Source organism: Nostoc sp. ChiQUE01b (genome assembly GCF_034531255.1).
Classification (GTDB): Bacteria; Cyanobacteriota; Cyanobacteriia; order Cyanobacteriales; family Nostocaceae; genus Nostoc.
The window spans coordinates 1-24,925 of the sequence record NZ_JAVRBM010000091.1; the positions used below are offsets into that span (position 1 = coordinate 1).

A 24,925-nucleotide genomic window follows, 5' to 3' on the forward strand; every position below is an offset into this window, starting at 1 on the left:
TTTGAACTCGGAAGTTGCACCTTTTTGCTTGAACGTTGAGCCTTTGAACTCGGAACTTTAACCTCAGCACTCAGCACTCAGCACTCAGCACTCCCCAATGCCCCATGCCCAACTCAATTATGAAGAAGTGCTTCGGGGGAATTTACTGTATCTTCTGGTATGGAAGTTTCACCTTCCAATCCATTGATTCGACGGTAAAAATCTTGGAGATAATTTAAATCTTGAGAAAAAAAGTTTTCCACAATTGCAGGAGTCACTTCTGATAAAGCACCCAAGTGGGTAATCACTCGCGACAAGATAATAATTGTGGCATAAACGGGATTGGCTTTAACACGTGGGTCACGCAAGGGTGCAATCTCGTCTATCGCCGTTGATAACCGCATTACACCTTTGCGATGGAGGTTGCCTTCAGAATCTAGATACCCCTTTGGCAGTGTAAATTCAAACTCTGTGGGAAACATAATCCTCCTAATTATTTCACGCGTTTAAATTCCTCAAAAGCAACCTCCACCTCCTCAATTTCGATGTCATGGCTGCGGGCGTTGACATCGGCAATTTTGTAACTTGCAGGCCAAGCACCGGCTAATTCAAATCTAGCTACTTCTTGATTTGCCTGATTATAAATAGACAAAGCAACAAGTCTACGTTGCTGTGACCAATTACCCTGTTGGACTTTTTCAAACCACTTCCAAAAATCCATAGAGTTGGTGATACCTCTACGCAGAATGAGATTACCACTCTTGGGATTGCTAGGAAGCTTAGTTCTCACCACCTGACCTTTTGACTGCCCTTTTGTACCCCAGGTTTGAGAAGTGACTTCAGTAATTTCAATTACCTCTTGTGTTCTTTTAAAGCCTTGACACTCCAAAAAGAAACAATTGGCATCGTTTTGACCTTCTAGTGTCAGTTCTAAATAGAACCGATGGGCTGTCAGAACTTCTGGAATTCGACTTGCGGATTGTACCACTGTTAATTACTGCAAATACTAAATTATTTAATCCGTTTAATTCCTTCGTGAACCAATTCAACAGTCTCATTTGCCATATCACCACCAGAGGCAGTTAAGGTAGGCCCGGTGTATTTACAGGGATAACAATTAACAATGTTCCACCGTGCCTTTTCAGAGCCTTGTTGGTCGTAAGCAACCACCGAGCCAGTCTTACGATTCTGTGACCACTTCCGAGGGTCTCCCATGTCTTCGTTACAGTCTTGATACCATTTATAAAGGTCTATATCATCAGTGGCGATAACTTTTACTGTGATGTTGGTAAATTTAACAACAGTTGGTGTAGCTTGACGCATTAGTTTTGCGCCCTTAGATGAACCGTGAACTTCTTGCGCTGGTGTATTCTCAACGCCTAGTCCGCTAATTTCTTTAATAAACTTATCAGTAATTCCGTCAGCCTCAAAGTAAAACTTACAAGAGGTTAAAAATTCGCCTGCCATACTTTTAGACTCCTTTATGTGATTAATTTGGGAATGGGGAATGGGGAATGGGGAGTGGGGAATGGGGAATGGGGAATGGGTAAAGAGAAGAAGTCTTTTGCCCTACTCCCTACTCACCACTCCCCACTCCCTACGCATATTGCTATTCGCTATCTTCAATGCCATTCCATTGGCTGATGCGGAAAACAACAAATTCAGCTGGTCTGACGGGACAAACACCAACTTCAATATATAAACGTCCTAAAATTCTGGTTTCTGGTGGGTTCAATTCTTCGTCGCACTTCACATAAAATGCTTGGGCTGGAGATGCCCCAAACAAAGCACCTTCACGCCAGATACGTTCTAAGAAGTTACTGACGGTGCGGGTGACACGCGCCCATAAATCTTGGTCGTTCGGTTCAAAAACTACCCACTGAGTCCCCAGTTCTAGGGATTTTTCGATATAGCTAATTAATCTACGCACACTGATGTAACGCCACTCTGTTTTATCTGGCTCAACTAGAGTGCGTGCGCCCCAAATGCGAATACCTCGATTGGGGAAGTTGCGAATACAATTTATCCCCAAGGGGTTTAATAGTTCTTGTTCGCGGAAGTTAGTGTCATAGCCCAAACCGATTACGCCTCTGGGAACTTCATTTGCTGGGGCTTTGTAAACCCCTCTGGTTTCGTCGGTGCGGGCCCAAACACCCATCACATGACCACAAGGAGGTACTAAAATTGGATTACCGCGATCGCGTGGATTAGGTACTTTAATCCAAGGATAATAAAGGGCCGCAAACATCGAACGACGGTTAAATCTATTCAACCATTCCACTACTTGCTGCGGTTTAACGGCTTCCGGTGGCGCATCAAGTACAACCATGCGGTTGGGCGGATTGGGAATATCGCCACTGGCAGAACCCTCGCACATACTAATCATCAGTTCGATGATGCCGTGAACTTGATCTAAATTCAGTACTTGCTCTTGATAAGCCCGCATCACATCAGGACAGGCCAGCATCGTAATTTCATCAACTTCAAAGATACCGCGTACCCCGGTGCGATCGTCTCTAACCCCTTCTAAATTTTGCGAAAATCTATCGGGTGGAGTGGCAACAATCGGCGGCGCTAGTTCATATTGACCATTAACCGGACGACGAGCTAAAGGCTGTCCGCTTTGAGTAATATCTTCTACAGTGACATACATCGAATTTCTCAATGCCGCCAGCGCATAAGTGGCTACCTGAACAGCAGCCTCGCGGTTCATTGTCAAATTTTCGTATTGCTCTAGAAGTTCATCTCCCCGACGAATTTCGATGGTGAAATATTCGCCTGTATTGGGAGGCGCTTCTCCTTCAGTACCTTCGGGTAGAGCGCGGGGCGAACCATCAATAATGACAATATTTACTAATCCACCTGCTGCTTGCTCAGGGCGCAAAGTAAAGCGCAGGGCTGGACGATTACCTCGAGCGTTTATTCGTAAGTTAGCCGGTTCTGGAGTTGCGGGTCTGGGTGCGCCTGGTAACTGAGTCCCGATACTTGTTACCCAGCAACGACCGCCACCATTCATAAAGTAGCCGTAGACTGAAAAGGGTAAATAAGCGTTGAAGTCGGTGAAGCCATCAGAGTTGGGACGGGCAAAGTAGTTTAAAAATTGCGTCCAAGTGGTCACTAGCATAGGCTTGTATAATTCAGCCCCACCACGAACGTCTTCTGTAAAGCCAACAAATCCAGCAACTGCTGTGCTAACACCTTCAATTGGTCGGCTACCTCGGTCAATTTCTTCAATATAGACACCAGGAGCAAAGTAATCAAGTCTAGCCATGAAAGTCTCTCCAAGTCAGTAAAAATCTAATTATTCAGGAGTTAGAAATATTTCTTTGAAAGTATTACTTTGGTTATCTACCAGTGCATTGACGTTTTGAGGTAAATAGCCTGGATGATTCAGAGTCAAAACATAATTACCTAAATGAAGGTCTTCAAAGAAGAACAGCCCTTCTTTAGTGGTTAATATCGACTTTTCAGTTCCTCTCACAGCCACTTCTGTCGCTACCAGCGGCAGATTTGTCAGTGCACTTTTAACAATACCTGCGATCGCAACTCGCCTGGTTAATACTAGACTGTCACTATCGCGAGACAATTGATTTCGCAAATTGAAAATTCGCTCCCAAACCAAAGGCACTGGAGTCGGTTGTGGCTCGAAGGGGATTGTAACGGTCAAATATAAGGCTGAACGCAATGGCACATTCAAAGCGCTCCATAAAGAGCCAATCTCAATTGGCGGCTCTAGGGCAATTGTCATGTTCAAATTACCATAGCCCCGTAATTCAGGAACCAAAAACTCCTCTTCCAAGGTGCGATGGCGCAACAGCACAGTCAACGCCTCACTGATAAAGTGATGCTCACCTAAAGCTGTTCTATCCCAGGCTGTTAAGAGCAGCGAAACATCAAACCAAGCGGGTGCCCAATTTACAGTGGCAGGTTGTAGAGCGCGTGTTAGCTTGCGTTCTACTTGTCTGCCAGAATGTTGTACCTGCTTACTCTCACGTATATCAAAAATGTATAAATTGAGAGTCGGCCCTGCTGCATCTTCCCTACGATTACCAGGATGGCTAAACTCAATTTGCTCTGTACTGGTAAGTGAGGTTCCTCCAGCTAGAATTTCGGCTAAAGTTTGAAGAACGAAGATAAGCATGAAGGTGTTGTGCTGGTAGCTAATCCAGATGCATCTACAGTATATGTATCAGTCTTCTAAAGTTAATTAGACTTTTGTCGATATTTTGGCAATGGGGCATGGGGCACGAGAGGCAGACGAGAAAGACTTACTACAACTTATCCTCTGCTCCTCTACTCTCTCACTCCTAAAATGATGATTGAGAAAGCTTGAGAATATTAGTTTTTCAAGAATCCGAAAAGTAGCAACTTCAGTTTGTAGATTAGTTTGGAGCAGTTTTTAATTGGACGCACCACATTTTTTCTTATGGGGTGGGTCGAAAAGCCTGCCTAGTAGTCCACCAGACTCAATACAGTTGAGTTGAGCATTTTTTCCTTCTCTCTGTGTTCTCTGCGCCTTTGCGCTAGCCTGTGGCAAGCCGCTCCGTGTCTACGTTAAAAAATTAACTTTCATAAAGAGTTTTAGCCGCATGAATCGAATTCAAATAGTCCCATAATTCCATAAAAATAGCAGCAACAAACTGTAGCTGCTGCATTTTCAAATGTTAAAATCTTAAAAAATAAAATTTGACTAGTAATTGAATATTAGGAAATTCGATTCCACTCAACGGGACCAAAATTTGATCCTTTTTGCACAAATCTATAGTTTGAAAAAATCTCAATTGACACAACTCCGACATTCCTGTTCCCTCCTTTTGGTACATCGACCCACTCACCTGTTGCTCTATCGCCTACAAGGATTCCTCGGAAGACATTAGTGTATCCTACTCCCCCGTCAGCACTTTGACCGTACCACCATACTTGATTGCCTACTTGTGTAACATAATAAGTCCCACCGTCGTTACTTTGCCACACACCGCTTAGATTGAAAACTTCCGAAATGAGAAATGTTTGACGCTGGTGGCTTGGTGACAGACTGCTCTCGGATAAAACTTTATGAGTTTCTGCTTTTTGTAAGGAAGTTATTGATGCCGAATTGTCAACAATTGTTAAACTTTTAGCCTTTGTTTCTTGGCTGACTAAGAGATTGAAAAATAAACCTGTTAGTGCAACTGAAACAACTAGTTTCAATTTCATTTCAAAGCTCCCACAAAGGATATAATTTGTACTTAAAATACATATATCAAGTGATATGCACCTGCAAATATCAACTTAATCATTCTTTGTATTAATTATTACAAACATAACTTAACAAAAAAATAAACATTACTGAGGCAGCATAAATTTATACTGGTCAGCAGAAGGGTAAAATATTTAGTTGCAAAAAGCGAGTGAACCTATGACACTAGGCTTTTCTGTACAAAAATTAAAGAATGGCTCGAATTATTTGAATTCCTCAGATATTCAGAGCTTTTGTCAGCTAGAGTCTGAGCAGTTAACTAGTCAATATCCAATTTTTTTCGCTCGGATTGTCTATCATGATTGCTTGCTGAAAAATCATCAGGAAGTTATAAATTATGGTCAATACCAAGCTTATTTTTCCCATCAAACTTTAGCTTATTTGCGCTCAGAAGCATGGCTGACAGATTTTCCACCTGCTTTGACTTTGCATGAATTTAGACTGAAGGATTTTTCATCTATTTGTTACATTTGCCCTATAGCCTATAGAAATCAAAAACCCGAATACATTCAAATCATTACTCATAAACCTCTGTCAGAGGGTTTGCAGTTATACGTAAAACGCTCTGCTATGCTTTTGAGTAAGTATGTAAATATTTACTTAGACTATGGAAGACAAAAAACTGAAATTCAACTCCTAGAAGATATCTTGCATCGAATAGGCCATCAATTACGTAACTCTCTAGGGCTTATTGGATTGTATGCACATAACTTATGCTTAGGGTTGGAGGATAGTCCTTGGCAAGGGCAAGCAACAATCATTAGGGAAAGTATACAAGATTTAGATGCTAATTTAAATGAGCTTATTGATTGTGGACAAGGAGCAAAATTAAGGGTAAAACCTCAAGATTTAAGAAGTTTGGTCGTTGAAAGTATCACGAATTTACACCCTCTAATTAATCAGAAAAAACTCAAAATATTGATTCCCGATACATCGACAATACTGAAGATAGACAAATTACAAATGAAACAAGTATTTGATAATATCCTCAGTAATGCCGTCCATTTCAGTCCTAACTCGGCAACTATTACCTGTAGCTGGCAAATTTTTCAAGATGAAGTTTTAATTAAAATTTCAGATCAAGGGCCAGGATTATCTCAAGAAGATTTGCAAAAAGTATTTTCCCCATTTTATTCTCGGCGGAAGGGAGGTACAGGACTAGGCTTAACTATTGCTAAAAAAATTGTTTTGGATCATCAAGGCAGTATCTGGGCACAAGCTTTATCAGAAAGTGGAGCACAATTTTCGATGATTTTGCCTCGACCAAGGAGTGGATAAATAATTCGTAATACTCGCCTTCTCTACGAGACCTACGCGTAGCTTGCTTAAGAGTAGGGGTACGGCGAGAAGCAAGCTACGTAATTCGTAATTAAAGATATGGCTGATGATAATAAGAAACTTTCGGTTTTGCTGGTAGATGACGAAGAACGGTTTCGTCAAGGGTTACGGACTCTACTAAATTTTTATAGTATTAATTCGGCGTTATCTGTAGAAGTTATTGGTGATGCAGATTCTGTCGAGCAGGTTTTAAAGTTTACAGCCCAGAAGTGTCCAGATTTAATTTTGCTGGATATGCAATTGAAAGGATGTGATGGAATTACAGTTCTGGCACGTCTTAAAGAAGCTGCTTATACTGGCAAAGTTTTAGTATTGTCGGCTCATCAAGAAGACGACTGGATTTTTAGAGCAATGCAGGCGGGAGCCGCGGGTTATGTGTTTAAAAATCGTGTGGCAACCCAATTGTGTGAAGCTATTGACACTGTAACTAGGTCAGAAATTTATCTACCTTCAGAAGTTGCTAGTCGATTTTTCCGGTTTTTTCAGGCTTATTCCGACTCTTGTGTAAAAGCATGTCATGAGGTGCATTTAACTGAAAGAGAGCAAGAGGTTTTATACTGGTTAACTCAAGGTGCTTCTAATGAACAAATTGCTAAACATTTATATGTAACAGTTGCTACTGTTAAGGCGCATCTCACTAGTATTTTTGAAAAATTGAAGGTTACTAGCCGGACTCAAGCGATTGTGGCTGCCCTCAAGCTAGGATTAGTTCACGCTTGAGCACGACAGAAGTAATCGGCGCAATTCACGAAACTCTTTGTATATGGCTTCATTTGAATCTTTTTATCAAGAATACCCCTGCTCGTACAATTCTCCCTTAAGTTGCGATCGCCCTTTCCAAACGGCGCAGCAAATCAAGGGTGCTAAGTTTTGCTTGGAATGTGGTTTTCCAGCAACTTTACCACAGGAGGCTGAGATTAAAGGAAGTCAGGGAACTTATCAAATAGCTAGTTTTGTCGGTGTGCGGGGTTTAGGCCGCTTATACTCAGCTATTCAACTCAAAGACAAACAACCTGTAATCATCAAAGAATACCTGCTCCCCAATCGTTCTTTTAATGAAAGTGAGACTCAAAAGCGCAAAGAGACTTTCAAACGGGTAGGTGGGGTAAGTTTAGCCGATAGTCGAATTCAAAACTTCCGTCTTGTCGAAACTAAAGAAGCGATCGCAGATGAAAAAGGAGAGCGCTGTTATTTAATTACTCAAGGTATAGAGTCATCCCAAACTTTAGGTAAGTATCTCATAGAAAAGGGAGCAATGACATCTCTTGATGTGCGTGAGGTACTAAATCAAAGTTTACAAACTCTCCAGTTTCTCCACACGCAAAAGCTGCGTTTTCCATCCAATCAAACGCAACTGGGTATCACTCACGGCAATATCAATTTAGATAGTACCTTAATTAAGGTAGAAAATAATCAAAATTTTTCTATATACTTTTGTGATTTAGCTATCTGGGAAAACTTATTTATTCCCCCGATTATTCCTCAACCCGCGCCCGTCAGACCTGACCAAGATTTAGAATCATTAGGATTATTAGCCTTTTATTTATGGGTAGGGCGGACAACTAATTTTTCATCTAACCAGCCTCTCAATCCTAGAGATAATCAACAATGGCCGGATACCGATAGTCATTTAAAGCAATTTATTTATCGTTTAATTGGGCTGGAAACTCCCTTTGAGAGTGCAGAAACGGCTCGTCAAGCACTGCTAGAACTTCCTAAAGAAGATCGTGGCAAAAGTTCGGTGCGTTCGTCGCCCGGTTCTCAAGAAATAAAAAAGCCTTTGCCAATGCCCTTACTTTTGCTATTAATCCTGCTTTTATTATTACTTGGTGGGGGAATTTGGTATTGGCTTTGGGGTAGGAAAACAGATAATCCTAATCAATATATCCAATGGTCTAGACTTGTGCGAAATTTTTCAGAAGTCCCCAACGTTCCTTCTGGACAATTTACCTACACAGGAGAAAAAGATAGTACATGGAGTTTTGTTTTAACACAATTAGTGGACAACAGTCGTTTAGGAGATTTATTGACCAGACCAAAGTCAGATGCGACAGCAACATTTGACTATAAATCTGTTTTATCATCAAATGTAAATAATCCGATTAAAAGTCTTGAAGAAGTCCAAACAAACAAAAAAGATTTTGCAATTACTAGTTTGGTAGACAACATTACAGATAAACTTGCGAAAAAAGCAGTAGCTTATGATGGGTTACTTGTTTTTGTAGCATTTAATAAAAGAGACTCAAATCTTGCCAATGCTCTTGGGGGGCAAATCAATGTTGAGCAATTGCGTCAAATTTACACAGGCAAAATTACTAATTGGCAGCAGATTAGTCCCAAACTTCCAAATCTGCCTGTGAAACCTTTTGCCCCAACTGAACCGGAAGCAATCAGTAAATTTCAAGAAATAGTTTTGCAAAATGCCCCTCAAGATGAAGCTTTATTTGCAGCAAAAGTTACTAAACTTGATACAACAAAAACCCAAAACCTAATACGCAGTGAGACTTTAGAGGGGCGAACCACTGGTATTATCAGTTTTGGAATTATCAGTAAAACTTCGAGTCAGTGTACTGGCTATCCGCTAGCGATCGCTAATGGCAAAAAGTCCGCTATTCAACCTCTGTTTCAAAAGCGCGATCGGCGCTCAATTAATCCCTCGGATGATTTGTGTCAGCATGATGATTATTATGTTGATGTCACAACTTTCCAAAGCTACCCTCTGGGATACCCTATTTTTGTAGTGTACCCTAAAGACAGCAACCGCCTGCCTGGTGGTTCTACATTTGCCCAGATGCTAACTACTCGTCAGGGTCAGTGTTTACTTACTAAAGTAGGTCTTGTAGCTTTACAACCTATGCCTGATGATATAAAATCTTATGCCTGCAAATCGGTGCCCTAATCCCAGTTGCGAATATTTTAACCGCGCCCTGCCTAACAATGCTAAGGTTTGTCCCTGGTGTTCCACTCCTGTGGGTAATGTAGTTGCCCCTACACCACAACCGCCTAGTCAACCACCGCCCAATCAACAACCGCCTGTTCAGTATCAGCGGCCACCTACAGACCAACCTAACTACCAACCACCCCAACAAGCTCCCGTTGATTATTCAACAGTCTATCAGCCAAGAGTTTCTTATCAACCAACACCGCCTGTTTATACCCCTCCGCCTCAAAGAGCGCCAGCTTTAAAGTTGATTCATAGCACCGGCAGAGAGTTTCACCTCGTTGGCGAAGGAGGTTATATTGGTCGCCGCAGTCAAAGTCCAGGAATAGCGCCGCCAGAAATTGACTTGACCGGTATTCCCAGTGAGGGAATAGTCTCTCGTCGTCATGCACGAGTCGATTGGGACTGGTCGCAAAATTCCTACATGATTGTTGATATGAGTACAAATGGTATTTATTTAAACAATAATCCTCTGACTCCTGGGATGCAGTATCGCCTGCTTAACGGTGATTCGCTGCGATTTGGTCAAGATAACCTAGTTAATTTCACTATATATGTAGTGTAGTAAAAAGGTAATTTGGTAATCAAGATTCTCTGTTTTGCAACTACATGAAGTATACCTCTCTCCAATCCTCACGCTACTGGGAACGCTAGCTAAAAGCGAACAAGTAGGGCATTGCTCGCCCAACGCAGTGGTTCCCTTTACTAAAAGGCTGCGGTGTACACACAAGTCGAAAAAAGCTTGATTTTCCATTGTTCTTTCGTTTATCTCCTTCCCATGCAGAGCATGGGAATGGCTGATTAGAGGCTGCTGTCTCCAATCAGGCATTGAGTCTCTGACTCAATGAATGCATGGACAGTCGGAGACTGGGCAATACTGTTCGGTTAAGGCAAGAGACGCGATGAATCGCCGTCTCTACAATAATCATTTTCAATTGGGCAGCTGGTTTCTATTGTTTCGCACGACTGACCTTAATTTTGATACCGTCCTCTTCTTGCAGTGCTTGGCGTAGACGATCGCGAACCTCTGTCAAATCTGGTTTTAGTCTGATCGCTCGCTGATAGTATTTGATTGCAGCTTTGATATCTCCTGATTGGTGGTGAACCTTGCCCAAATCGTAATTGAGTGCAGCATAGCGATCTCGATCGGCTGCGGATAGTTGGTCTTGTGCATAGAGGACGGTTGCAATTCCTACCTCGGCTTCAAGGTAGTTGGGTCGCAGGGCTTGGGCGCTTTGGTAATGTGCGATCGCATCGTCCAAGTCTCCTTGTTCTTGTAGGGCAAATCCTAGATGATAGTGAACTTCTGGTTGGTTTGGATTTAGGACGAGAGATTGCCGATAGTATTCCGTTGCAGTTTCTAAATCATCTGCCTGTTTGCAGTGGTTGCCTAATTTATAATTGAGGGCAGCATAATGCGCTTGTTTTTCTGAGGGCAGCTTTCCCTGAGCATAAAGAGCATTCGCTAAACTGACTTCGGCTTCAAGATAGTTGGGTTGCAGGGCTTGGGCGCTTTGGTAATGTGCGATCGCCTCGTCCAAGTTTCCTAGTTTTTGGAATGCGATGCCGAGGTGATAGTGAGCTTCTGCTAAAGTGGGCTGCATTGTGATGGATTGGCGATAGTATTCGATCGCAACCTTTAAATCACCTACCTGTTTTCGTCTGCTACCCAATTCATAGTTAAGGGTGGCGTAATGCAGTTGCTTTTCTGGGGGTAATGTTCCTTGGGCGTAGCGAGCATTTGCCAAAATTACTTCTGCTTCGATGGAGTTGGGTTGAAGTTCTTGGGATTTTTGGTAATGTGCGATCGCGGCTTCCCATTGATTCTGTTGTTGCAACGTATAGCCCAGATTATGATGGATTGCTGATGAAAGCATTGAGGATTCACAAGGGAGTGCTAAAGCTTGCTGATAGGCTGCTTCTGCTTCTGGTAATTGATTTTGAGCTTGATACAAGTTGCCTAAACTAAACCAGGCTTTCACATCTTGAGGTTGCACCTGAAGGACATATCTGAACAACTCTTCAGCAACTGAGTAGTTTCCTTTGTGTTGCATCAAGACTCCTAACCGATAGAGTGCACCTGGGTGTTGAGGTTGCACGTTCAAAATTTGATGATAGCCTTGCTCTGCTAGATCGAGTCGGTTGGTTTGTTGGTAATGGATAAAACGGTGGAGCGCTTCTGGAATTGTTCTTAAATTTAGCGCTTGATTTTGGTGCGATCGCTTGGGCTGGATCAGCATGGTTTTGATCTGACGGGCTTTGGCTCCAAACGAAAACTTGTATGCCTCGTTACCCATCAGGAAATCATAGACTTTAAATTTATTGTCGATCGCATGTTGAATCCCGTAGGCATGAAGAACCAGACCAGAAGAAAGCTCTCTGGCGGTGTCGTCGCGACCTGCGATGAAGAAGAGAGCCGTTTTGCCATCAAAATCCATTAGGTTGGCGATCGCGCCCAGCGGTTGGTTCCCTTGCCAGAGCACTGGTAAGTATAAGCTTTGGTGTTCAAAGCTATGACGCAAAATAAACCCGATTTTCTCTACGATTTTTTGGCAGTAGTCTGCGCCTTTTCTGCCTTCCCAATTGGTTTGCCAAAATCCTAAGAGGATCTCTAGATGAAGATCTAAATTCTCTGCGTTGACCTGAGTCAGGTGGAACTCGTTGGAGCTTTCAACTTTTCTCAAGAGGCGTCTGATTTTCTGTCGAGTGTTGGAGCTAACGACAGTTTGCAGGTATTGTTCCCAGTCGTCTGGCAAAGCGATGTACGGAACAATGCTATTGTCAATTTGATCTACTAAATCGCTCAACCGTTCCTGTTGTGCCAATTCAAAGGCTTCTGTGGAGAACTGATCCAGGAACCGACTCATTCGACATTTGCTCGTTTGAATATTTTCGACTTCAAAAATAGACCAAGTTTCCTGCTGTTGCTGAAGGAATTGGGCAAAGGCAGAAGTGACTGCTGCTTCGTATTCTGGCAAGCAAATAAACCCAAGATGCTCTGACTCTGCAACTCCCATCATCGAGAGACGACTCTTGAGCCAGCCTTCGGGATGTTCTGCGATCCCAATTTCTAGCGGAAAAAATGCCACATACTCTGAATTCGGGGCAGTTGATTTTGCCGCTAATATAAACCACGCGGCACGGGAATAGCTGCACAATTTTTTCACCATACCAGATATCCAAGTCCAAGACAAGAAGAATTGAGCTTCCGGATCGGTTTTGTATACGGAGTCCCAATGGTTTGCGATCGTTTGAAACGTTTCAAAATTATCAATGATCTCAATTTCGATGTCTTTCATACTGAACTCTCTGGCAGATGGAAGGTGATGCAGTTGCAAAAAATCTCCTGGCTGAAAGCGGCCAAGTATCGCTTTCAAGAGCCAGGAGATTTGTGAACTATCAAAAGCTAAAGTGGAAGAACCCAGCTTTGCAAGTATGAGGTTGCGGTGATTCCGAAATGGTAGAAAAGTTAAGCTCCGGCACGCTGGGAAGGTTACACAACCATTTGGGTTCCACAACACTCACTCAATTTCTAGTCTTTGCCATAGCCCTTGCCATAGCCCTTGCCCCAGCCCTTGCCCCAGTCTTTGCCCCAGTCTTTGCCCCAGTCTTTGCCCCAGTCTTTGCCCCAGTCTTTGCCATAGCCCTTGCCATAGCCCTTGCCGTAGTTACCTCCGCCTACTAAAGTGTTTGCGGATTCAGCTTGCTCTAAGTAGGTCAAGTCGTTAATAATCATTTAGATTTCTCTCCCGAATCAAAAGTGATTTTGTTAGCTGTTTTAGTCTTGACGCGTCAACTCTACTTGGACTTAGGACAAAAAATTTCTTTTCTTAAAGTGTAGAAAAAACCTGGATTGCTGCGGTAACCCCGCTTATACAGCGGCAACCCCGCTGATACAAATGACGTGCTAAGATTTCTTGCCCTCACGCGCCTGTTCTTTAACAACTACCAGTAATTAAACATGTAATACAATCTATCCAAAGAAGTATAATAATTTTGGTTTTTTAATACATAATATACTAAATATGTTTGTAACTCGCTTGAAACCTTTGCTGGGCAATAATAGCAGTCGTTATTATTAGCGTTTTAGGCTTGATTATGAAATTGATGCTAGAACTGCCTGTAAGTCTTGATTTACAAGGTATTTTACGGACTTTGACTTCGTAATGTTTCCAATTTAATTGTCAAGTTAATTGCGGGTTTGACTGCTTATACTTATTTGCCTTAACAATTATTTCTTGACCAAATAATTATTAATTCGTAATACTTTGGCTAGGCTCAGTACAAGTTCGTAATTCGTAATTACTTGGTGTCAGAGCAAGCACTGAATTTTTACTGAGCGTGGTCAACAAGAAAGCGCCACTTTCTTGTTGACCACTAATTGCAACTACGAATTACGAATTATCAATTACGAATTACTTTGACATCTACGCCCAAGACTTACCTGCTCTACATCCTGCTATTTTTAGTTCGTCGAACTCACATTTATTAAATCCAAAATCCAAAATTCGGTCATTAGTCATTTTCGGCGATCGCGAAAGACAAAGGACAATGGACAAATGACGCTGGACGGAGGACAAAGGAAAAATGAGCAATGTATTTCGGGAATTTCTGCAAAAAGTAGGCAGTGGAAACCACACAGCTGAGAATTTAACTCGTATTGAAGCAGCCACCGCTACTAAAATGATGCTGCTGGGTGAAGCGACACCAGCCCAAATTGGAGCCTTTTTGATTGCTCACCGAATTAAGCGTCCCACGGGAGAAGAGTTAGCCGGAATGTTGGATGCTTATGAGGAGCTGGGGCCAAAACTGCAACCCATAGCCTCTGGGCGACCAGCGATCGCTCTTGGCATCCCTTATGATGGTAGGACACGCACAGCACCAATTAGTCCCGTAACAGCTTTACTACTCGCCACAGTGAAACAACCAGTGGTAATGCATGGTGGCGATCGCCTACCAACTAAGTACGGCTTACCCCTGATAGATATTTGGCAGGGTTTAGGAGTCGATTGGACTACCTTACCCCTAGCAAAAACCCAACAAGTGTTTGAGCAAACGGGAATCGGCTTTATTTATCTACCTCAGCATTTTCCCTTAACTACAAGTATTTGGGAGTACCGCGACCAGCTTGGCAAACGTCCGCCGTTGGCGACAATGGAGTTAATTTGGTGTCCTTATGCTGGGGATGCTCACGTAATTGCAGGGTTTGTTCATCCGCCGACAGAAGGAATGTTTCAGATAGCTCTCGGACTGCGGGGAGTAACAAAATTTACATTAATTAAGGGATTGGAAGGTAGTTGCGACTTACCGCGCGATCGCACTGCAATCATCAGCTTATCTTCATCCGTAGCACCCCAAGAGGTAGAACGATTGCACCTCGTACCGCGTGATTACGGCTTTACTACCAAGAACGTATCCCTTGGAACTACTGAAGAACTGGTGGCGGATATTCAAGAGGTTTTGGCAGGTAAACCAGGTGAATTGATGCAAACAGCCTTGTGGAATGGCGGATTTTATCTATGGCGGAGTGGTATTTGTTCAGATATGGCAGAGGGTTTAGCGAAAGCAGAAGAATTATTAACCAATGGTGTAGTAGCAGCTAAACTCCAAGAACTGAGCCAGGCAGTAAATTCAGTGTCAGCAGATATACCCTTTAGGGTGTCAACGACTTCTCCAAAATAGATTTTTGTTCCAACCAATCTTTACCTACTTGGATACTGATATCCGAGGCAAGGTTGCCAGTGCTTTCCACGCGCACTTCTCCAAATCCCAAAGTGCTGCGAATTGATTCAGCACTGTCACCATCTCCTTGTTGGGCGACAATATGAGTTACATCTAAAGGTTCACTCCATGCCTTGGCCACATAGATATTGCGATATCCAGATTTTTCCAAGGCTCTAATTAACGGTTGGAGGTTAGAGCGATCGCCACCTGTACTATCTTGAATTGCTACACGCAAAGAGCGGGGGTCGGTCGCAGTCCCCAGCTGTTCCTGTTCTGACTCCAAACCAAAGTGTTGAGCCATCAGTTTGGCAATACCATCTTTGTTGGGCAACCAATAGCTAGCATCAAACTCGCCTTTCTCGCTAAAGCGACCTGGCAGCATTAACATTTGCATATTAGAGCGATTTGTCCGCACCCCAAAACCCATTAGCGCCACTAACTCTTCAACCGTCAAGTTAGTATCAATGTGTTCTTTCACGACATCAAGAACTTTAGGTAATTGAGCAACAGTAGCCGGGTTTAGTGTTTGCTCCATCAAAGCGCGAATCACCATTTGCTGGCGCTGAATCCGACCAATATCACCGAGTTCGTCATGGCGAAAACGCAGCAATTGTAGTGCCTGATCGCCATTGAGATGCTGCTTACCCGCCTTCAAATTGATGTACAAATGTTGAGAATCATCTTGATATTTCATATCTTTAGGAACGTAAACTGTCACGCCACCCAAAGCATCAATCAGCTTGGCAACTCCCAAAACGTTAATTCGGACATAGCGATCGATTCCTGCCCCTCCTAAGAGATTACTGACAGTTCTGGCAGTCAAAGCTGGGCCACCTTCAACGTTGGCGGAGTTAATTTTTTTTACTCCATAACCCTCTATTTCCGTGCGGGTATCTCTGGGAATGGAGAGCATATTTATTTTTTTCGTCTCTGGATCAAATTTGACCAAGAGCATCACATCAGAAAGACCATCAAAAGAGTTTACTTGGGGCAGGTATTTGAGGTTTTTGGTATCTTCGGGAGGGTTTTGGATATCTGGCGGAAGTACGCTCATTCCCATCACCAAAAGATTCACTGGACGAGTTAATTCTGAAAATCGCAGCACACCTCCAGAAATGCGATCGCTATCAAAGGCCGCCTCATCCTTGGGAGTGAGCTGCGCTTGTTGCAGAGGCGTACTGGTTAAAGACACTGCCAAAAGCGCCCCCGCAGTTGCTGACACCATTGCAATACCACTCATCCCTACCCAAAACCACAGCCAACGTCCTGATGTCGATTTCTGGGAAATTTTTTTACTAGACTTTGAGGCTTTTCCCGACTGGTTTTCTTCCGCCGAACTTCTTTGAATGGTCACAGACTTCCTCACACTTACTCACTAATCAAATTCAGTATTTTTGCAGACTAAAAACATCCAAACAAATCAACCCATAATAGCTAACTATTAATTATCGGTGCTAACTTTTTTAATGTAGTGTCAACCACAACACTTATAGCAGCATTTATTCTTTTTTTGGGACAACCTAGAGATGTTTTACTGAAGTATGGCAATAATAAACTGGATTTGACTAGATATATAAATAAATAAGCCATAATTTTTCTAAAAATCAGTAAAAACACCGACAAATTTTCACCCTAAAAAATTAAGATAAATACTTGCCAAGCACTCGTTCAGCTAAACTACTAAACCCTGGTAAACGACCAGATTTGCCCTGCATTAGGCGCAAAATCAACCAAACACTTACTAAAAAGTAACTTGACGTGAGAAAGCTATTGAGGATAAATAGACGTAGCGGAAAAAAATCTGAAGTTGCTGCTCCGGTAGCTAATAATAAATAACTCAACAACCAAGTAAGTGCCAAAGTAATAGACAGACGACTAATAGCAAGTTGTTCCCGACTACCCTGGCCCCGATAGAGCGTCCACAAGGATGGAAAAAAGCCGACGATCGGAACTAAATGTAAAAGCAACTGTATTTTGGGGATTGGGTATTGGGGATTGGGTATTGGGTACTGGGAATTGGGTATTGGGTACTGGGGATTATTATTTTCCCCCTGCTCCCCCGCTCCCCTGCTCCCCCGCTCCCCTGCTCCCCCGCTCCCTTGCTCCCCCGCTCCCCACTCCCCATTCCCCATTCCCCACTCCCCATTCTCTTTTGGTTCAAAATTCTTCATTGGGGTTAGTCTAACTCTTAAACTAGAAGGATGAATAAGACTCATATAGTTAGAGATAATAAGCTGTAAAGAAAAATTTCATTTAGTTCTATTCCGCAATCAGCTCAAAATGCAGACACGTAAGCTACTCGACTGGTGGCAAACATTTACTCCAATAGCGCGAATCGGGGCGATCGCGCTATTCGCTCCGCTGCTAGTTATCAATGGTTGGGCAATTTCGGTATTTTTCAATTATTTCCATTCTCTCATAGTCATTTTAGTCGGAGCCTCAGTGCTAGCATTTCTGCTCAACTACCCCGTGAGTTGGATGGAGCATCATGGTGCTAAGAGAGAGCAAGTTGCTATTTTAGTATTTCTCTTGGCTTTATCGATTTTATTGGCATTGGGTGTGACACTTTTTCCCCTAGCTCTTACCCAAGCTCAACAACTGGTGGCGCGTTTGCCAGAGTTAATCGACTCTGGACGCTCTCAGTTAATGATATTAAACGGGAAAGCTGAGACTTTTGGCATACCGATTAACCTCGATGCTCTGGTGGTGCAAATCAACGATCGCGTCAAAGGACAATTACAAGCGATCGCCGGACAAGTTTTAAATCTGGCTGTACTCACAGTTACTAGCCTGCTAGATATTCTCTTAACGATAGTTTTGACTTTTTATCTTTTACAGCACGGGGGTGAACTCTGGGAAAGTTTAGTCGAATGGCTACCTAATAAATTTCGCGATCCTTTCTCTAAAACAGTCCGCTTAAGCTTCCAAAATTTCTTCATCACCCAGTTGATTTTATCTACTTGTATGGCTTCAGCCCTTATTCCTACCTTTTTGTGGCTGAAAGTGCCATTTGGGTTACTATTCGGCCTAACTATTGGTCTGATGGCTCTTGTCCCCTTTGGCGGTTCTGTAGGCATCGCCTTGACTACACTATTGGTAGCATTACAAGATTTTTCAATGGGTGTGAGAGTGTTAATTGCAGCGGTAATTGTACAGCAAATTCTCGAAAATTTAATTGCCCCCCGGATTTTAGGCAGTTTTACTGGTTTAAATCCAGTTTGGATTTTAATTTCAGTCTTAACAGGGGCAAGAATTGGCGGACTATTGGGTGTAATTGTGGCAGTACCTACAGCTGTTGTGATTAAGACTGCTTTAAGTGCCTTGCGTCTTGGTAGCGGGACAAACGACAACGCCACTGGGGAGATAACTGCATCCGTTCCAGCAAACGAGTCCTCGAAAGCTGATGCCAACAAAACTTTGAGCATTTCTGAAGCGACATTGCCCTAATACAAGAAGGCAGCAGCAAGAAGTGTATCATCAGTTATTTATCAGGAACGGTAAAGGGCAAAGGGAAGGGTAAAAAGCTATTGCTCTTATGGTGGGCAACTATTATTAATCTTTTACCCTTTACCCCTCTTATTTATAGGAGGGTAGGTTGAAAACTCCGTGGCGTAGCAAAGAGATGAAAACCACGACGCAGGGTTAACCCTGCGGTGAAGATTTCTTAAAGAAAACGATGCATACAACTGCTTTTACAGAAGATTTGCTAGAAAGGAAAAAGTAATTTTGCATTCTTTTTTTGATGGAAAGAGCTTTTCGATACCGTTTCTATCCGACACCAGAGCAAGAGATTCTTCTGCGCCAAACATTGGGTTGCGTCAGATTGGTCTACAACAAAGCTTTGGCGGCTCGGACGGAAGCTTGGTACCAAAGGCAGGAAAGAATAGACTACTCCGACACTTCAGCCATGTTGACAGCGTGGAAGAAGCAGGAAGATTTAAGTTTCTTGGCTAATGTAAGTTCGGTTCCCCTTCAACAGGGATTAAGAAACTTGCAAAAGGCATTTGCTAATTTCTGGGCAAAGCGTAAGTAATTCTCCGAATCAAATCGGATTGCTATAGGACTATGATTTGATTGCGTGAAAAAACTCCGTACAACTCGAAAAGCCTTCAGCCCTATTCCCTATTCCCTACTCCCCATTACCCCTTATCCCCAGAGGGGGCCCCACCATCCCCAGCTACGTAGATAATTTCAGAAATCAAATATGATTCCTACATAACACTTATTTAAGTCAAAGAATTGGGATAAAAACTTTCGGATGCACCAAGAGAAGATGTAATTTCAGAAGTTGAAAAACTTGATGAATTAGAGATATTCATCAAGATGACTTTTCTCAGCACTGACACAATTCACGTCTTGAGAGTGCAGCCGGAAATGGACTCTGCAAGAATTGCTATTTGCTGGGTAAATTGGGATATAGATATGGAAAATTTTTCTGTGTAAACTTGACCAGCAAATGGTAATGAAAAACTATTATCAAGATTTTTTAATTCGTGATTGGGTGGAAAGCGATCGCACAAGAGCCGCTGAAGTCATCAGTTATGTATTATCAGAATACGGTCTGGGTTGGGAACCAAAGGGTGCTGACCGAGATGTGCTGCACGTAGAGGAATGTTATTTAGCTACTGGGGGAGAGTTTTGGGTAATTGAACACCAAAGTCAGTTAGTAGGTACTGGAGCATACTACCCCATACACCGAGGCGAAAAAGCTGTAGAAATACGCAAAATGTATCTTTTACCCAGCATCAGGGGTTTGGGATTAGGGAAATATTTGTTACAACAGCTAGAAGCAGCGATCGCAAGGCGTGGTTTTCAACAAATTTGGATTGAAACCGCCAGCGTTTTGGTGGAAGCAGTCAAGCTGTATGAAAGCAATGGCTACACTCCAGCAACGGGAGTAGAAACAACAAGGTGCGATCGCGTGTATGTTAAGTCATTGGTCAATGGTTATTGGTCAATGGTCATTGGTCAATAGTCATTAGTCATTTGTCCTTTGTTATTCACTAATGACCAATGACTAAATCAAAGAGTTGACAATTACAGATAAATCTGAGATATTAATATTTGGGTGATGATCGCGGGTATAGCTCAGTGGTAGAGCGTCACCTTGCCAAGGTGAATGTCGCGCGTTCGAATCGCGTTACCCGCTTCCAACTCAAACCTCTTGAATTTAACAATTCCAAGAGGTTTAGTGTTTTTAGGGTACGTTGAAGTGTTTGTAGATTAGCTCTGCACTCTTGTAAACCCCTGTAGATGTGGACAGGTAAGTTAAAATTAGCCACAATACAATCTATATATATTTGGATATATAGGACAAAGAGTTACACACTACAATAGATGTTTTAGCAATTACTGCTCTGGAAACAAACGCTTGTCAACTCCAAGGAATATAGATTGGACATAATGCCGATTTAACTTTGAGAACTGATAGTAATATATAGTCACCCAAAGAGAAATTAGCGGGTTTGTTGATGTGTATTGTTTACGAGCGTAGCCTGCCCAAAGAATTTGCTTGGTTGAGCGATCGCTCGCCACCTATGCTTAAAATTGTACCAGGTGTGTCAGCATAATAAATCCCCAAATAACGCAACCACATTACCTTGAAAGCGACAAATGAAGAGAAGGAAATTTTTAAGCAAAATCGCCAGCTACGGGGAAAGTTACAAATAGATAACTCCGTACTAATTTAGCAACTAGTATACTTAAAATTAGCTGCATCTACTATATTTAATCAGGACAATGTTTGTATCGCCTTTCTATGTATATAAACACAGAAGCCTCTAAGGCATCATACTCTCGCAGTTCGTGTAAAACACGCTCAAGTTATTAGAACGCTTGTGCAATCTCAAAAACCCGAAAAAATCGATTTCAATACCGAATACCCCTGTCCCTGTCGTCGCCGGGGTCAGTTAATTCCGATTACGCTGACAGAAGCATTTGGTTGCGATCGCTGTCAGCAAATCTTTGTCGTAGAAGATAATGGTCATGTCCTAGAACAGCTTTCTACCACCTATCCCTACAAACGGGCTTGGCGTTGGATGGGAAATAGTTGGCATGTTGTCCATCCCCGCTTGGGAGAAAGCTATCTGCCTATAGCGCTGGGCATTATTTTCGTGCTAGTGATTATATGGCTGCCATTAGCACTGCGATTGGCAAATGGTTCCAGCATTATTGCTTGGGCAATGGTGGCGGTGCTATTGGCTATCTTACCAGCACTAATGGTCTGGCTTACCTACAGACGTTAACTCAATGACTGTTGAAGTTTTGGATGACCACCCCGAACCGATTACTAGTGCCCAACGAGCCTATCAAGCTTCCCTAAAGTTAGGGATCACAAAGGGAGCAGACCGCAGTCGTGCAGTACTGGCAATGGCACAGGCGATTGAGCGCTCATTTGACGACATTCTAGAAGCCAATACCTTGGATTTAGAAGCCAGTCGGGAAATGGCAGTGCCTGAGCTGATATTAGACTGGCTGAAGCTGACTCCCACAAGGCTAGAGATGACAGTAGACATTTTACAACGGTTGGGGGAATTATCAGATCCGCTGCGACGCGTTAGAACCGCTGATTATCAACTGGAAGATTCCCAAAGTTATACCCAATTAATGCCCTTGGGAGTGATTGGATTTATTTATGAGGCGTTTCCCGATTTAGGGGCGATCGCAGCGGGTTTTTGTATCAAAACTGGTAATTGTATAATTCTCAAAGGCAGCACCGAAGCTAGCCATTCCAACGCCGCCATCGCTGAGGCACTGCAAAATGCGATCGCAGAAGTTGGTCTAGCTCCGGGCTGTCTAGAACTGATCACAGCAGAACATGGTGCTTCGATTCGAGATTTAGTCACCCAAGACCAGTACGTGAATTTAGTGATTCCCTATGGACGTTCTAGCTTAGTGCAGCAGGTAGTCCGACAGTCAACTTGCCCAGTTTTAAAGTCAGCGATGGGTAACTGTTACCTCTACTGGTCGCCCAATAGCAGCTTAGAAATGGTGCGCTGGATGATTTTTAATAGCCATCAAAGTGAACCCGATCAAGTCAACGCTATTGAAAAAGTACTAATTCATCGTCAAGCCTTACCATCATCTTTAGCCGTTTTATGGAACAGCTTGATGGAAAAAGGCTTTGAAATTAAAGGAGATGCAGAACTAGTACAAGCCTTTCCTCAGTTGCAGCTGGTAAAAGAAGGCGAATGGGGAAATCCTTATTTAACCAGGACAGTAGCTTTTAAACTGGTGGATAGCTTAGAGGCTGCGATCGCCTGGATTAATGAATACAGCAGTGGTCATGCTGACTCCATCGTGACTGAATCTTACCAGGAAAGTCGGCAGTTTGCCTTGGGAGTTACCAGTGCCTCTACCTACATCAACACTTCCCCGCGTTTTTCCCGCAACCCTTCGCGGGGAGATTCAGTATTTCTCGGTATGTCTAACCAAAAAGGTCATCGCCGGGGATTTATCAGCCTAGAAACCTTGACTACCGTCAAGCACATTGTTCAGGGAAATGGCAGATTTTAACCAGGAGGCAGGAGGCAGGGGGAAAGCGGGTTTTCCGGTTTCTGCATAGATTACGGGAATTATAGCAAGGGACTAGGGACTGGGTGAAAAGTCTTTTTGTGTCTAACCAGGAGCACATCTAAGTTAAGCAAATCTCACAAGCAATCAAACAAACCCTCCAGATTATATTTGGAGGGTTTCAATATAGCCTTAAATATAATTCCGACTATTAAAATATTTGAATTCGGATGTTGTTATCCTGCATTTTGCGGGTGTTCGGATATAGCAATCCTATCTGAGTTACCAAAATTGCAAAACACTTAAAAAAGGTAGAGAATATAGGAAATTCAGCAGGAATGTAGACTATTCAACTTGGAAGCGATCGCCTGTTAAAGATTACACTAAATCAATTTTGCTGAAGAATTATTTTGGCATTTATTTGCAATACTTAACTAACTTTTAATTAAAAAAACTTAACATAGATGAAAAATAATAACTAACATTATAATTTATTAAGTTCATCGGGCTAAATTGAGAGTATGCTTAATAGTTGAAGGTTTAAGTAACTAAGTGCAAATAAACTTAAATATTTGTTTAGTTTTTTATCTTTTACCATTTGTTTGAGTGTTAAATACTAAAAAACAAAGTTTATTTGTGCCAACTTACTAACTAGGTTGTCAAGCAAGGTGGTGAAAATCCGACTAGAGCCGAGTACCAACAGCGAAAACAAAAGTAAACTTCACAAAAATTACGTAAGATGATCAGAAGAATTTTGCTGGCTGTATCGGGATTGGGACACGCAGAGGAAATGCTCAAAATCCTGACAGAAATCCCTTCAATTCAATCTGCAAAAGTTACGATTTTGCATGTTGTTCCTGCACAAAGAACTGCTACTACCATGACAGCTAAATGGGAAAATGGTGGTAAAATTCTGGCGAATGCCATTCAAACCTTGAACTTAGATCCTAGCCAAGTTTCTTCAATTTTGCGTGAAGGCGACCCTAAAGATGTGGTTTGCCAAGTCGCTGATGAAATCGACGCTGACTTGATTATTATGGGTTCACGCGGACTGAAGCGGTTGCAATCGATTTTATCGAACTCAGTTAGTCAGTATGTTTTCCAACTATCTTCTCGCCCCATGTTGCTGGTAAAAGATGACATTTATGTTAAAAGAATTAAGCGTATTATGGTGGCAATAAACAATTCTGATTCAGCAAAAAATTGCTTGAAATTGGCATTGTTTTTACTCCGAGATATTTCAGGCGGCGAGTTAATTTTAGCAAATATTAGTACAGATTTTGGGGGTAAAAAATCGGAAATAACCCAGGTTAACTCAGATAAAAATCCAGTTTTAGCAGCCGCTGTTGCAGAAGCTGAAAAACAAGGCATCCAATCTCGTTCTTATATCAGCAGTGGCAAGCCTGGTGAAGAAATTTGTCGATTGGCAGAAGAGTTGAATATAGACTTATTATTGCTCGGTTCTCCAGATCGTCGTCCATCGATCGCTAAGAGTTTTGTTGATATAGATCGCCTCATCGGATCTTCCTTGTCTGACTATGTTCGAGTCAATGCCACTTGTCCAGTATTGTTGGCGCGGACAATTGCTTAAAGTAAACAGTGCTGACTATAATAATTGTTGTAATATAGGACTCATATTTGATTTTTGAAAAAACTCAGTACACCTTTATTCCTTCTTCCCAGTCCCCATTACCCCTTATCCCCTTCAGGGGCCCCACCATCCCCAGTCCCCAGCCTGTACGAGTAATTCAGGAATCAAATCGGATTGCTATAGAATAATAAAGTCAGACTTGTGTTGCCTTTACTATTCAGCGCTAAGTTGCTGGTTGATAAATAAAAACCCCTACACTATTGGTGCAGGGGTTATTTATTTTATACACAAACTCTTAACTATCTTTTCCACCTTCGCGGCTAGCAGTTTGGATGTACAGAATTAGTAAAAACACAGCGGGGACTAGTACGAACAAAATGCTCGCTATGAACCCCAGGTCATTAACTTGCATGGCAAGAAAGCCTCTCTTAAATTTCCAGTCAACAACATTAGGATAGCATCAACGATGACAGAGTTATACCAATTCAAAATTCAAAATTCAAAATTACAAAATTCAAAATGCCCTCGTAGCGTCTCGTAGAGAGGAAACTCAATTTTGGTAAGTATTTTGACTACTGACTGGATACATGACAGATTTGAG

22 protein-coding genes and 1 tRNA gene are annotated in these 24,925 nt (G+C 42.4%); 12 read left to right on the top strand and 11 right to left on the bottom strand.

The features are described 5' to 3' along the window. Positions 1-113: 113 nt before the first annotated feature. The 6 genes from RMY63_RS34825 to RMY63_RS34850 all read right to left on the bottom strand — a co-directional run bounded on the left by RMY63_RS34825 (position 114) and on the right by RMY63_RS34850 (position 5,175). Positions 114-461 carry a hypothetical protein gene (locus RMY63_RS34825; RefSeq protein ID WP_251959044.1) on the bottom strand — a complete coding sequence of 116 codons (348 nt, stop codon included), beginning with the start codon at positions 459-461 and terminating at the stop codon, positions 114-116. A gap of 11 nt (positions 462-472) precedes the next feature. Beyond that, positions 473-967 carry a phage tail protein gene (locus RMY63_RS34830; protein ID WP_322733074.1) on the bottom strand — a complete coding sequence of 165 codons (495 nt, stop codon included), beginning with the start codon at positions 965-967 and terminating at the stop codon, positions 473-475. A 23-nt stretch (positions 968-990) separates the two neighbouring features. Then, positions 991-1,446 (bottom strand): phage tail protein, encoded by a 456-nt coding sequence (locus tag RMY63_RS34835; RefSeq protein WP_094347975.1) that lies wholly within the window; start codon positions 1,444-1,446, stop codon positions 991-993. 142 nt (positions 1,447-1,588) lie between these two features. Beyond that, entirely contained in the window at positions 1,589-3,250 is a 1,662-nt protein-coding gene (locus RMY63_RS34840; RefSeq protein WP_322733075.1) for a phage tail sheath family protein, read from the bottom strand. A gap of 30 nt (positions 3,251-3,280) precedes the next feature. After that, on the bottom strand, positions 3,281-4,120 hold the full coding sequence (locus RMY63_RS34845) for a Pvc16 family protein (RefSeq protein WP_322733076.1): 840 nt from the start codon (positions 4,118-4,120) through the stop codon (positions 3,281-3,283). A 563-nt stretch (positions 4,121-4,683) separates the two neighbouring features. Next, positions 4,684-5,175: a hypothetical protein gene (locus RMY63_RS34850; RefSeq protein WP_322733077.1), complete on the bottom strand. Its 492-nt coding sequence runs from the start codon at positions 5,173-5,175 to the stop codon at positions 4,684-4,686. A 202-nt stretch (positions 5,176-5,377) separates the two neighbouring features. Between RMY63_RS34850 and RMY63_RS34855 the strand changes: the two genes are divergently transcribed. The 4 genes from RMY63_RS34855 (at position 5,378) to RMY63_RS34870 (ending at position 10,062) form a co-directional block, all read left to right on the top strand. Then, a complete protein-coding gene (locus RMY63_RS34855; RefSeq protein WP_322733078.1) occupies positions 5,378-6,496 on the top strand; it encodes a HAMP domain-containing sensor histidine kinase in 1,119 nt (372 codons plus the stop codon). A gap of 99 nt (positions 6,497-6,595) precedes the next feature. Further along, the gene (locus RMY63_RS34860; RefSeq protein WP_322733079.1) at positions 6,596-7,276 is read left to right on the top strand and encodes a response regulator transcription factor; all 681 of its coding nucleotides are present in this window, start codon (positions 6,596-6,598) and stop codon (positions 7,274-7,276) included. Positions 7,277-7,319: 43 nt separating this feature from the next. Then, positions 7,320-9,455 (top strand): substrate-binding domain-containing protein, encoded by a 2,136-nt coding sequence (locus RMY63_RS34865; RefSeq protein ID WP_322733080.1) that lies wholly within the window; start codon positions 7,320-7,322, stop codon positions 9,453-9,455. After that, complete coding sequence (locus RMY63_RS34870) at positions 9,433-10,062, top strand: FHA domain-containing protein (protein WP_322733081.1); 630 nt, start codon at positions 9,433-9,435, stop codon at positions 10,060-10,062. Before RMY63_RS34865 ends, RMY63_RS34870 begins: the two co-directional genes overlap by 23 nt. A 385-nt stretch (positions 10,063-10,447) precedes the next feature. Here RMY63_RS34870 and RMY63_RS34875 read toward each other — a convergent pair whose 3' ends face one another. Next, complete coding sequence (locus tag RMY63_RS34875; RefSeq protein ID WP_322733082.1) at positions 10,448-12,796, bottom strand: GNAT family N-acetyltransferase; 2,349 nt, start codon at positions 12,794-12,796, stop codon at positions 10,448-10,450. A 233-nt stretch (positions 12,797-13,029) separates the two neighbouring features. Further along, positions 13,030-13,233, bottom strand: a complete 204-nt coding sequence (locus RMY63_RS34880) for a hypothetical protein (RefSeq protein ID WP_322733083.1) — start codon at positions 13,231-13,233, stop codon at positions 13,030-13,032. A gap of 851 nt (positions 13,234-14,084) precedes the next feature. Here RMY63_RS34880 and RMY63_RS34885 point away from each other — a divergent pair. Next, complete coding sequence (locus RMY63_RS34885; protein WP_322733084.1) at positions 14,085-15,179, top strand: anthranilate phosphoribosyltransferase family protein; 1,095 nt, start codon at positions 14,085-14,087, stop codon at positions 15,177-15,179. Here RMY63_RS34885 and RMY63_RS34890 read toward each other — a convergent pair. Both RMY63_RS34890 and RMY63_RS34895 read right to left on the bottom strand, forming a co-directional pair. Further along, complete coding sequence (locus tag RMY63_RS34890) at positions 15,151-16,575, bottom strand: LCP family protein (protein ID WP_322733085.1); 1,425 nt, start codon at positions 16,573-16,575, stop codon at positions 15,151-15,153. The genes RMY63_RS34885 and RMY63_RS34890 overlap by 29 nt on opposite strands. 286 nt (positions 16,576-16,861) lie before the next feature. After that, a complete protein-coding gene (locus RMY63_RS34895) occupies positions 16,862-17,224 on the bottom strand; it encodes a hypothetical protein (RefSeq protein WP_416212576.1) in 363 nt (120 codons plus the stop codon). Positions 17,225-17,501: 277 nt separating this feature from the next. Between RMY63_RS34895 and RMY63_RS34900 the strand changes: the two genes are divergently transcribed. From RMY63_RS34900 to RMY63_RS34930, 7 genes are all read left to right on the top strand, one after another. Then, complete coding sequence (locus RMY63_RS34900) at positions 17,502-18,668, top strand: AI-2E family transporter (protein WP_322733086.1); 1,167 nt, start codon at positions 17,502-17,504, stop codon at positions 18,666-18,668. Between the two features lie 295 nt (positions 18,669-18,963). Then, complete coding sequence (locus RMY63_RS34905; RefSeq protein WP_322733087.1) at positions 18,964-19,254, top strand: transposase; 291 nt, start codon at positions 18,964-18,966, stop codon at positions 19,252-19,254. A 429-nt stretch (positions 19,255-19,683) separates the two neighbouring features. Next, a complete protein-coding gene (locus RMY63_RS34910; RefSeq protein WP_322733088.1) occupies positions 19,684-20,196 on the top strand; it encodes a GNAT family N-acetyltransferase in 513 nt (170 codons plus the stop codon). A 102-nt stretch (positions 20,197-20,298) separates the two neighbouring features. Beyond that, a tRNA-Gly gene (locus RMY63_RS34915) sits at positions 20,299-20,370 on the top strand. A 688-nt stretch (positions 20,371-21,058) separates the two neighbouring features. Further along, positions 21,059-21,466 carry a hypothetical protein gene (locus tag RMY63_RS34920; protein ID WP_094348002.1) on the top strand — a complete coding sequence of 136 codons (408 nt, stop codon included), beginning with the start codon at positions 21,059-21,061 and terminating at the stop codon, positions 21,464-21,466. Between the two features lie 4 nt (positions 21,467-21,470). Then, positions 21,471-22,736, top strand: a complete 1,266-nt coding sequence (locus tag RMY63_RS34925) for a glutamate-5-semialdehyde dehydrogenase (protein ID WP_322733089.1) — start codon at positions 21,471-21,473, stop codon at positions 22,734-22,736. A gap of 736 nt (positions 22,737-23,472) precedes the next feature. After that, complete coding sequence (locus RMY63_RS34930) at positions 23,473-24,324, top strand: universal stress protein (RefSeq protein ID WP_322733090.1); 852 nt, start codon at positions 23,473-23,475, stop codon at positions 24,322-24,324. Between the two features lie 295 nt (positions 24,325-24,619). Here the strand turns inward: RMY63_RS34930 and psbM are convergent, their stop codons facing one another. Beyond that, on the bottom strand, positions 24,620-24,736 hold the full coding sequence (psbM, locus tag RMY63_RS34935; RefSeq protein WP_084227279.1) for a photosystem II reaction center protein PsbM: 117 nt from the start codon (positions 24,734-24,736) through the stop codon (positions 24,620-24,622). Positions 24,737-24,925: the final 189 nt, after the last annotated feature.

Coding starts and splice junctions, on each gene's coding strand:
- RMY63_RS34850 (WP_322733077.1), bottom strand. CDS start 5,175: ATGAAATTGAAACTAGTTGTTTCAGTTGCACTAACAGGTTTATTTTTC.
- psbM (WP_084227279.1), bottom strand. CDS start 24,736: ATGCAAGTTAATGACCTGGGGTTCATAGCGAGCATTTTGTTCGTACTA.
- RMY63_RS34930 (WP_322733090.1), top strand. CDS start 23,473: ATGATCAGAAGAATTTTGCTGGCTGTATCGGGATTGGGACACGCAGAG.
- RMY63_RS34860 (WP_322733079.1), top strand. CDS start 6,596: ATGGCTGATGATAATAAGAAACTTTCGGTTTTGCTGGTAGATGACGAA.
- RMY63_RS34825 (WP_251959044.1), bottom strand. CDS start 461: ATGTTTCCCACAGAGTTTGAATTTACACTGCCAAAGGGGTATCTAGAT.
- RMY63_RS34835 (WP_094347975.1), bottom strand. CDS start 1,446: ATGGCAGGCGAATTTTTAACCTCTTGTAAGTTTTACTTTGAGGCTGAC.
- RMY63_RS34925 (WP_322733089.1), top strand. CDS start 21,471: ATGACTGTTGAAGTTTTGGATGACCACCCCGAACCGATTACTAGTGCC.
- RMY63_RS34855 (WP_322733078.1), top strand. CDS start 5,378: ATGACACTAGGCTTTTCTGTACAAAAATTAAAGAATGGCTCGAATTAT.
- RMY63_RS34840 (WP_322733075.1), bottom strand. CDS start 3,250: ATGGCTAGACTTGATTACTTTGCTCCTGGTGTCTATATTGAAGAAATT.
- RMY63_RS34880 (WP_322733083.1), bottom strand. CDS start 13,233: ATGATTATTAACGACTTGACCTACTTAGAGCAAGCTGAATCCGCAAAC.
- RMY63_RS34905 (WP_322733087.1), top strand. CDS start 18,964: ATGGAAAGAGCTTTTCGATACCGTTTCTATCCGACACCAGAGCAAGAG.
- RMY63_RS34845 (WP_322733076.1), bottom strand. CDS start 4,120: ATGCTTATCTTCGTTCTTCAAACTTTAGCCGAAATTCTAGCTGGAGGA.
- RMY63_RS34900 (WP_322733086.1), top strand. CDS start 17,502: ATGCAGACACGTAAGCTACTCGACTGGTGGCAAACATTTACTCCAATA.
- RMY63_RS34910 (WP_322733088.1), top strand. CDS start 19,684: ATGAAAAACTATTATCAAGATTTTTTAATTCGTGATTGGGTGGAAAGC.
- RMY63_RS34885 (WP_322733084.1), top strand. CDS start 14,085: ATGAGCAATGTATTTCGGGAATTTCTGCAAAAAGTAGGCAGTGGAAAC.
- RMY63_RS34865 (WP_322733080.1), top strand. CDS start 7,320: ATGGCTTCATTTGAATCTTTTTATCAAGAATACCCCTGCTCGTACAAT.
- RMY63_RS34875 (WP_322733082.1), bottom strand. CDS start 12,796: ATGAAAGACATCGAAATTGAGATCATTGATAATTTTGAAACGTTTCAA.
- RMY63_RS34870 (WP_322733081.1), top strand. CDS start 9,433: ATGCCTGCAAATCGGTGCCCTAATCCCAGTTGCGAATATTTTAACCGC.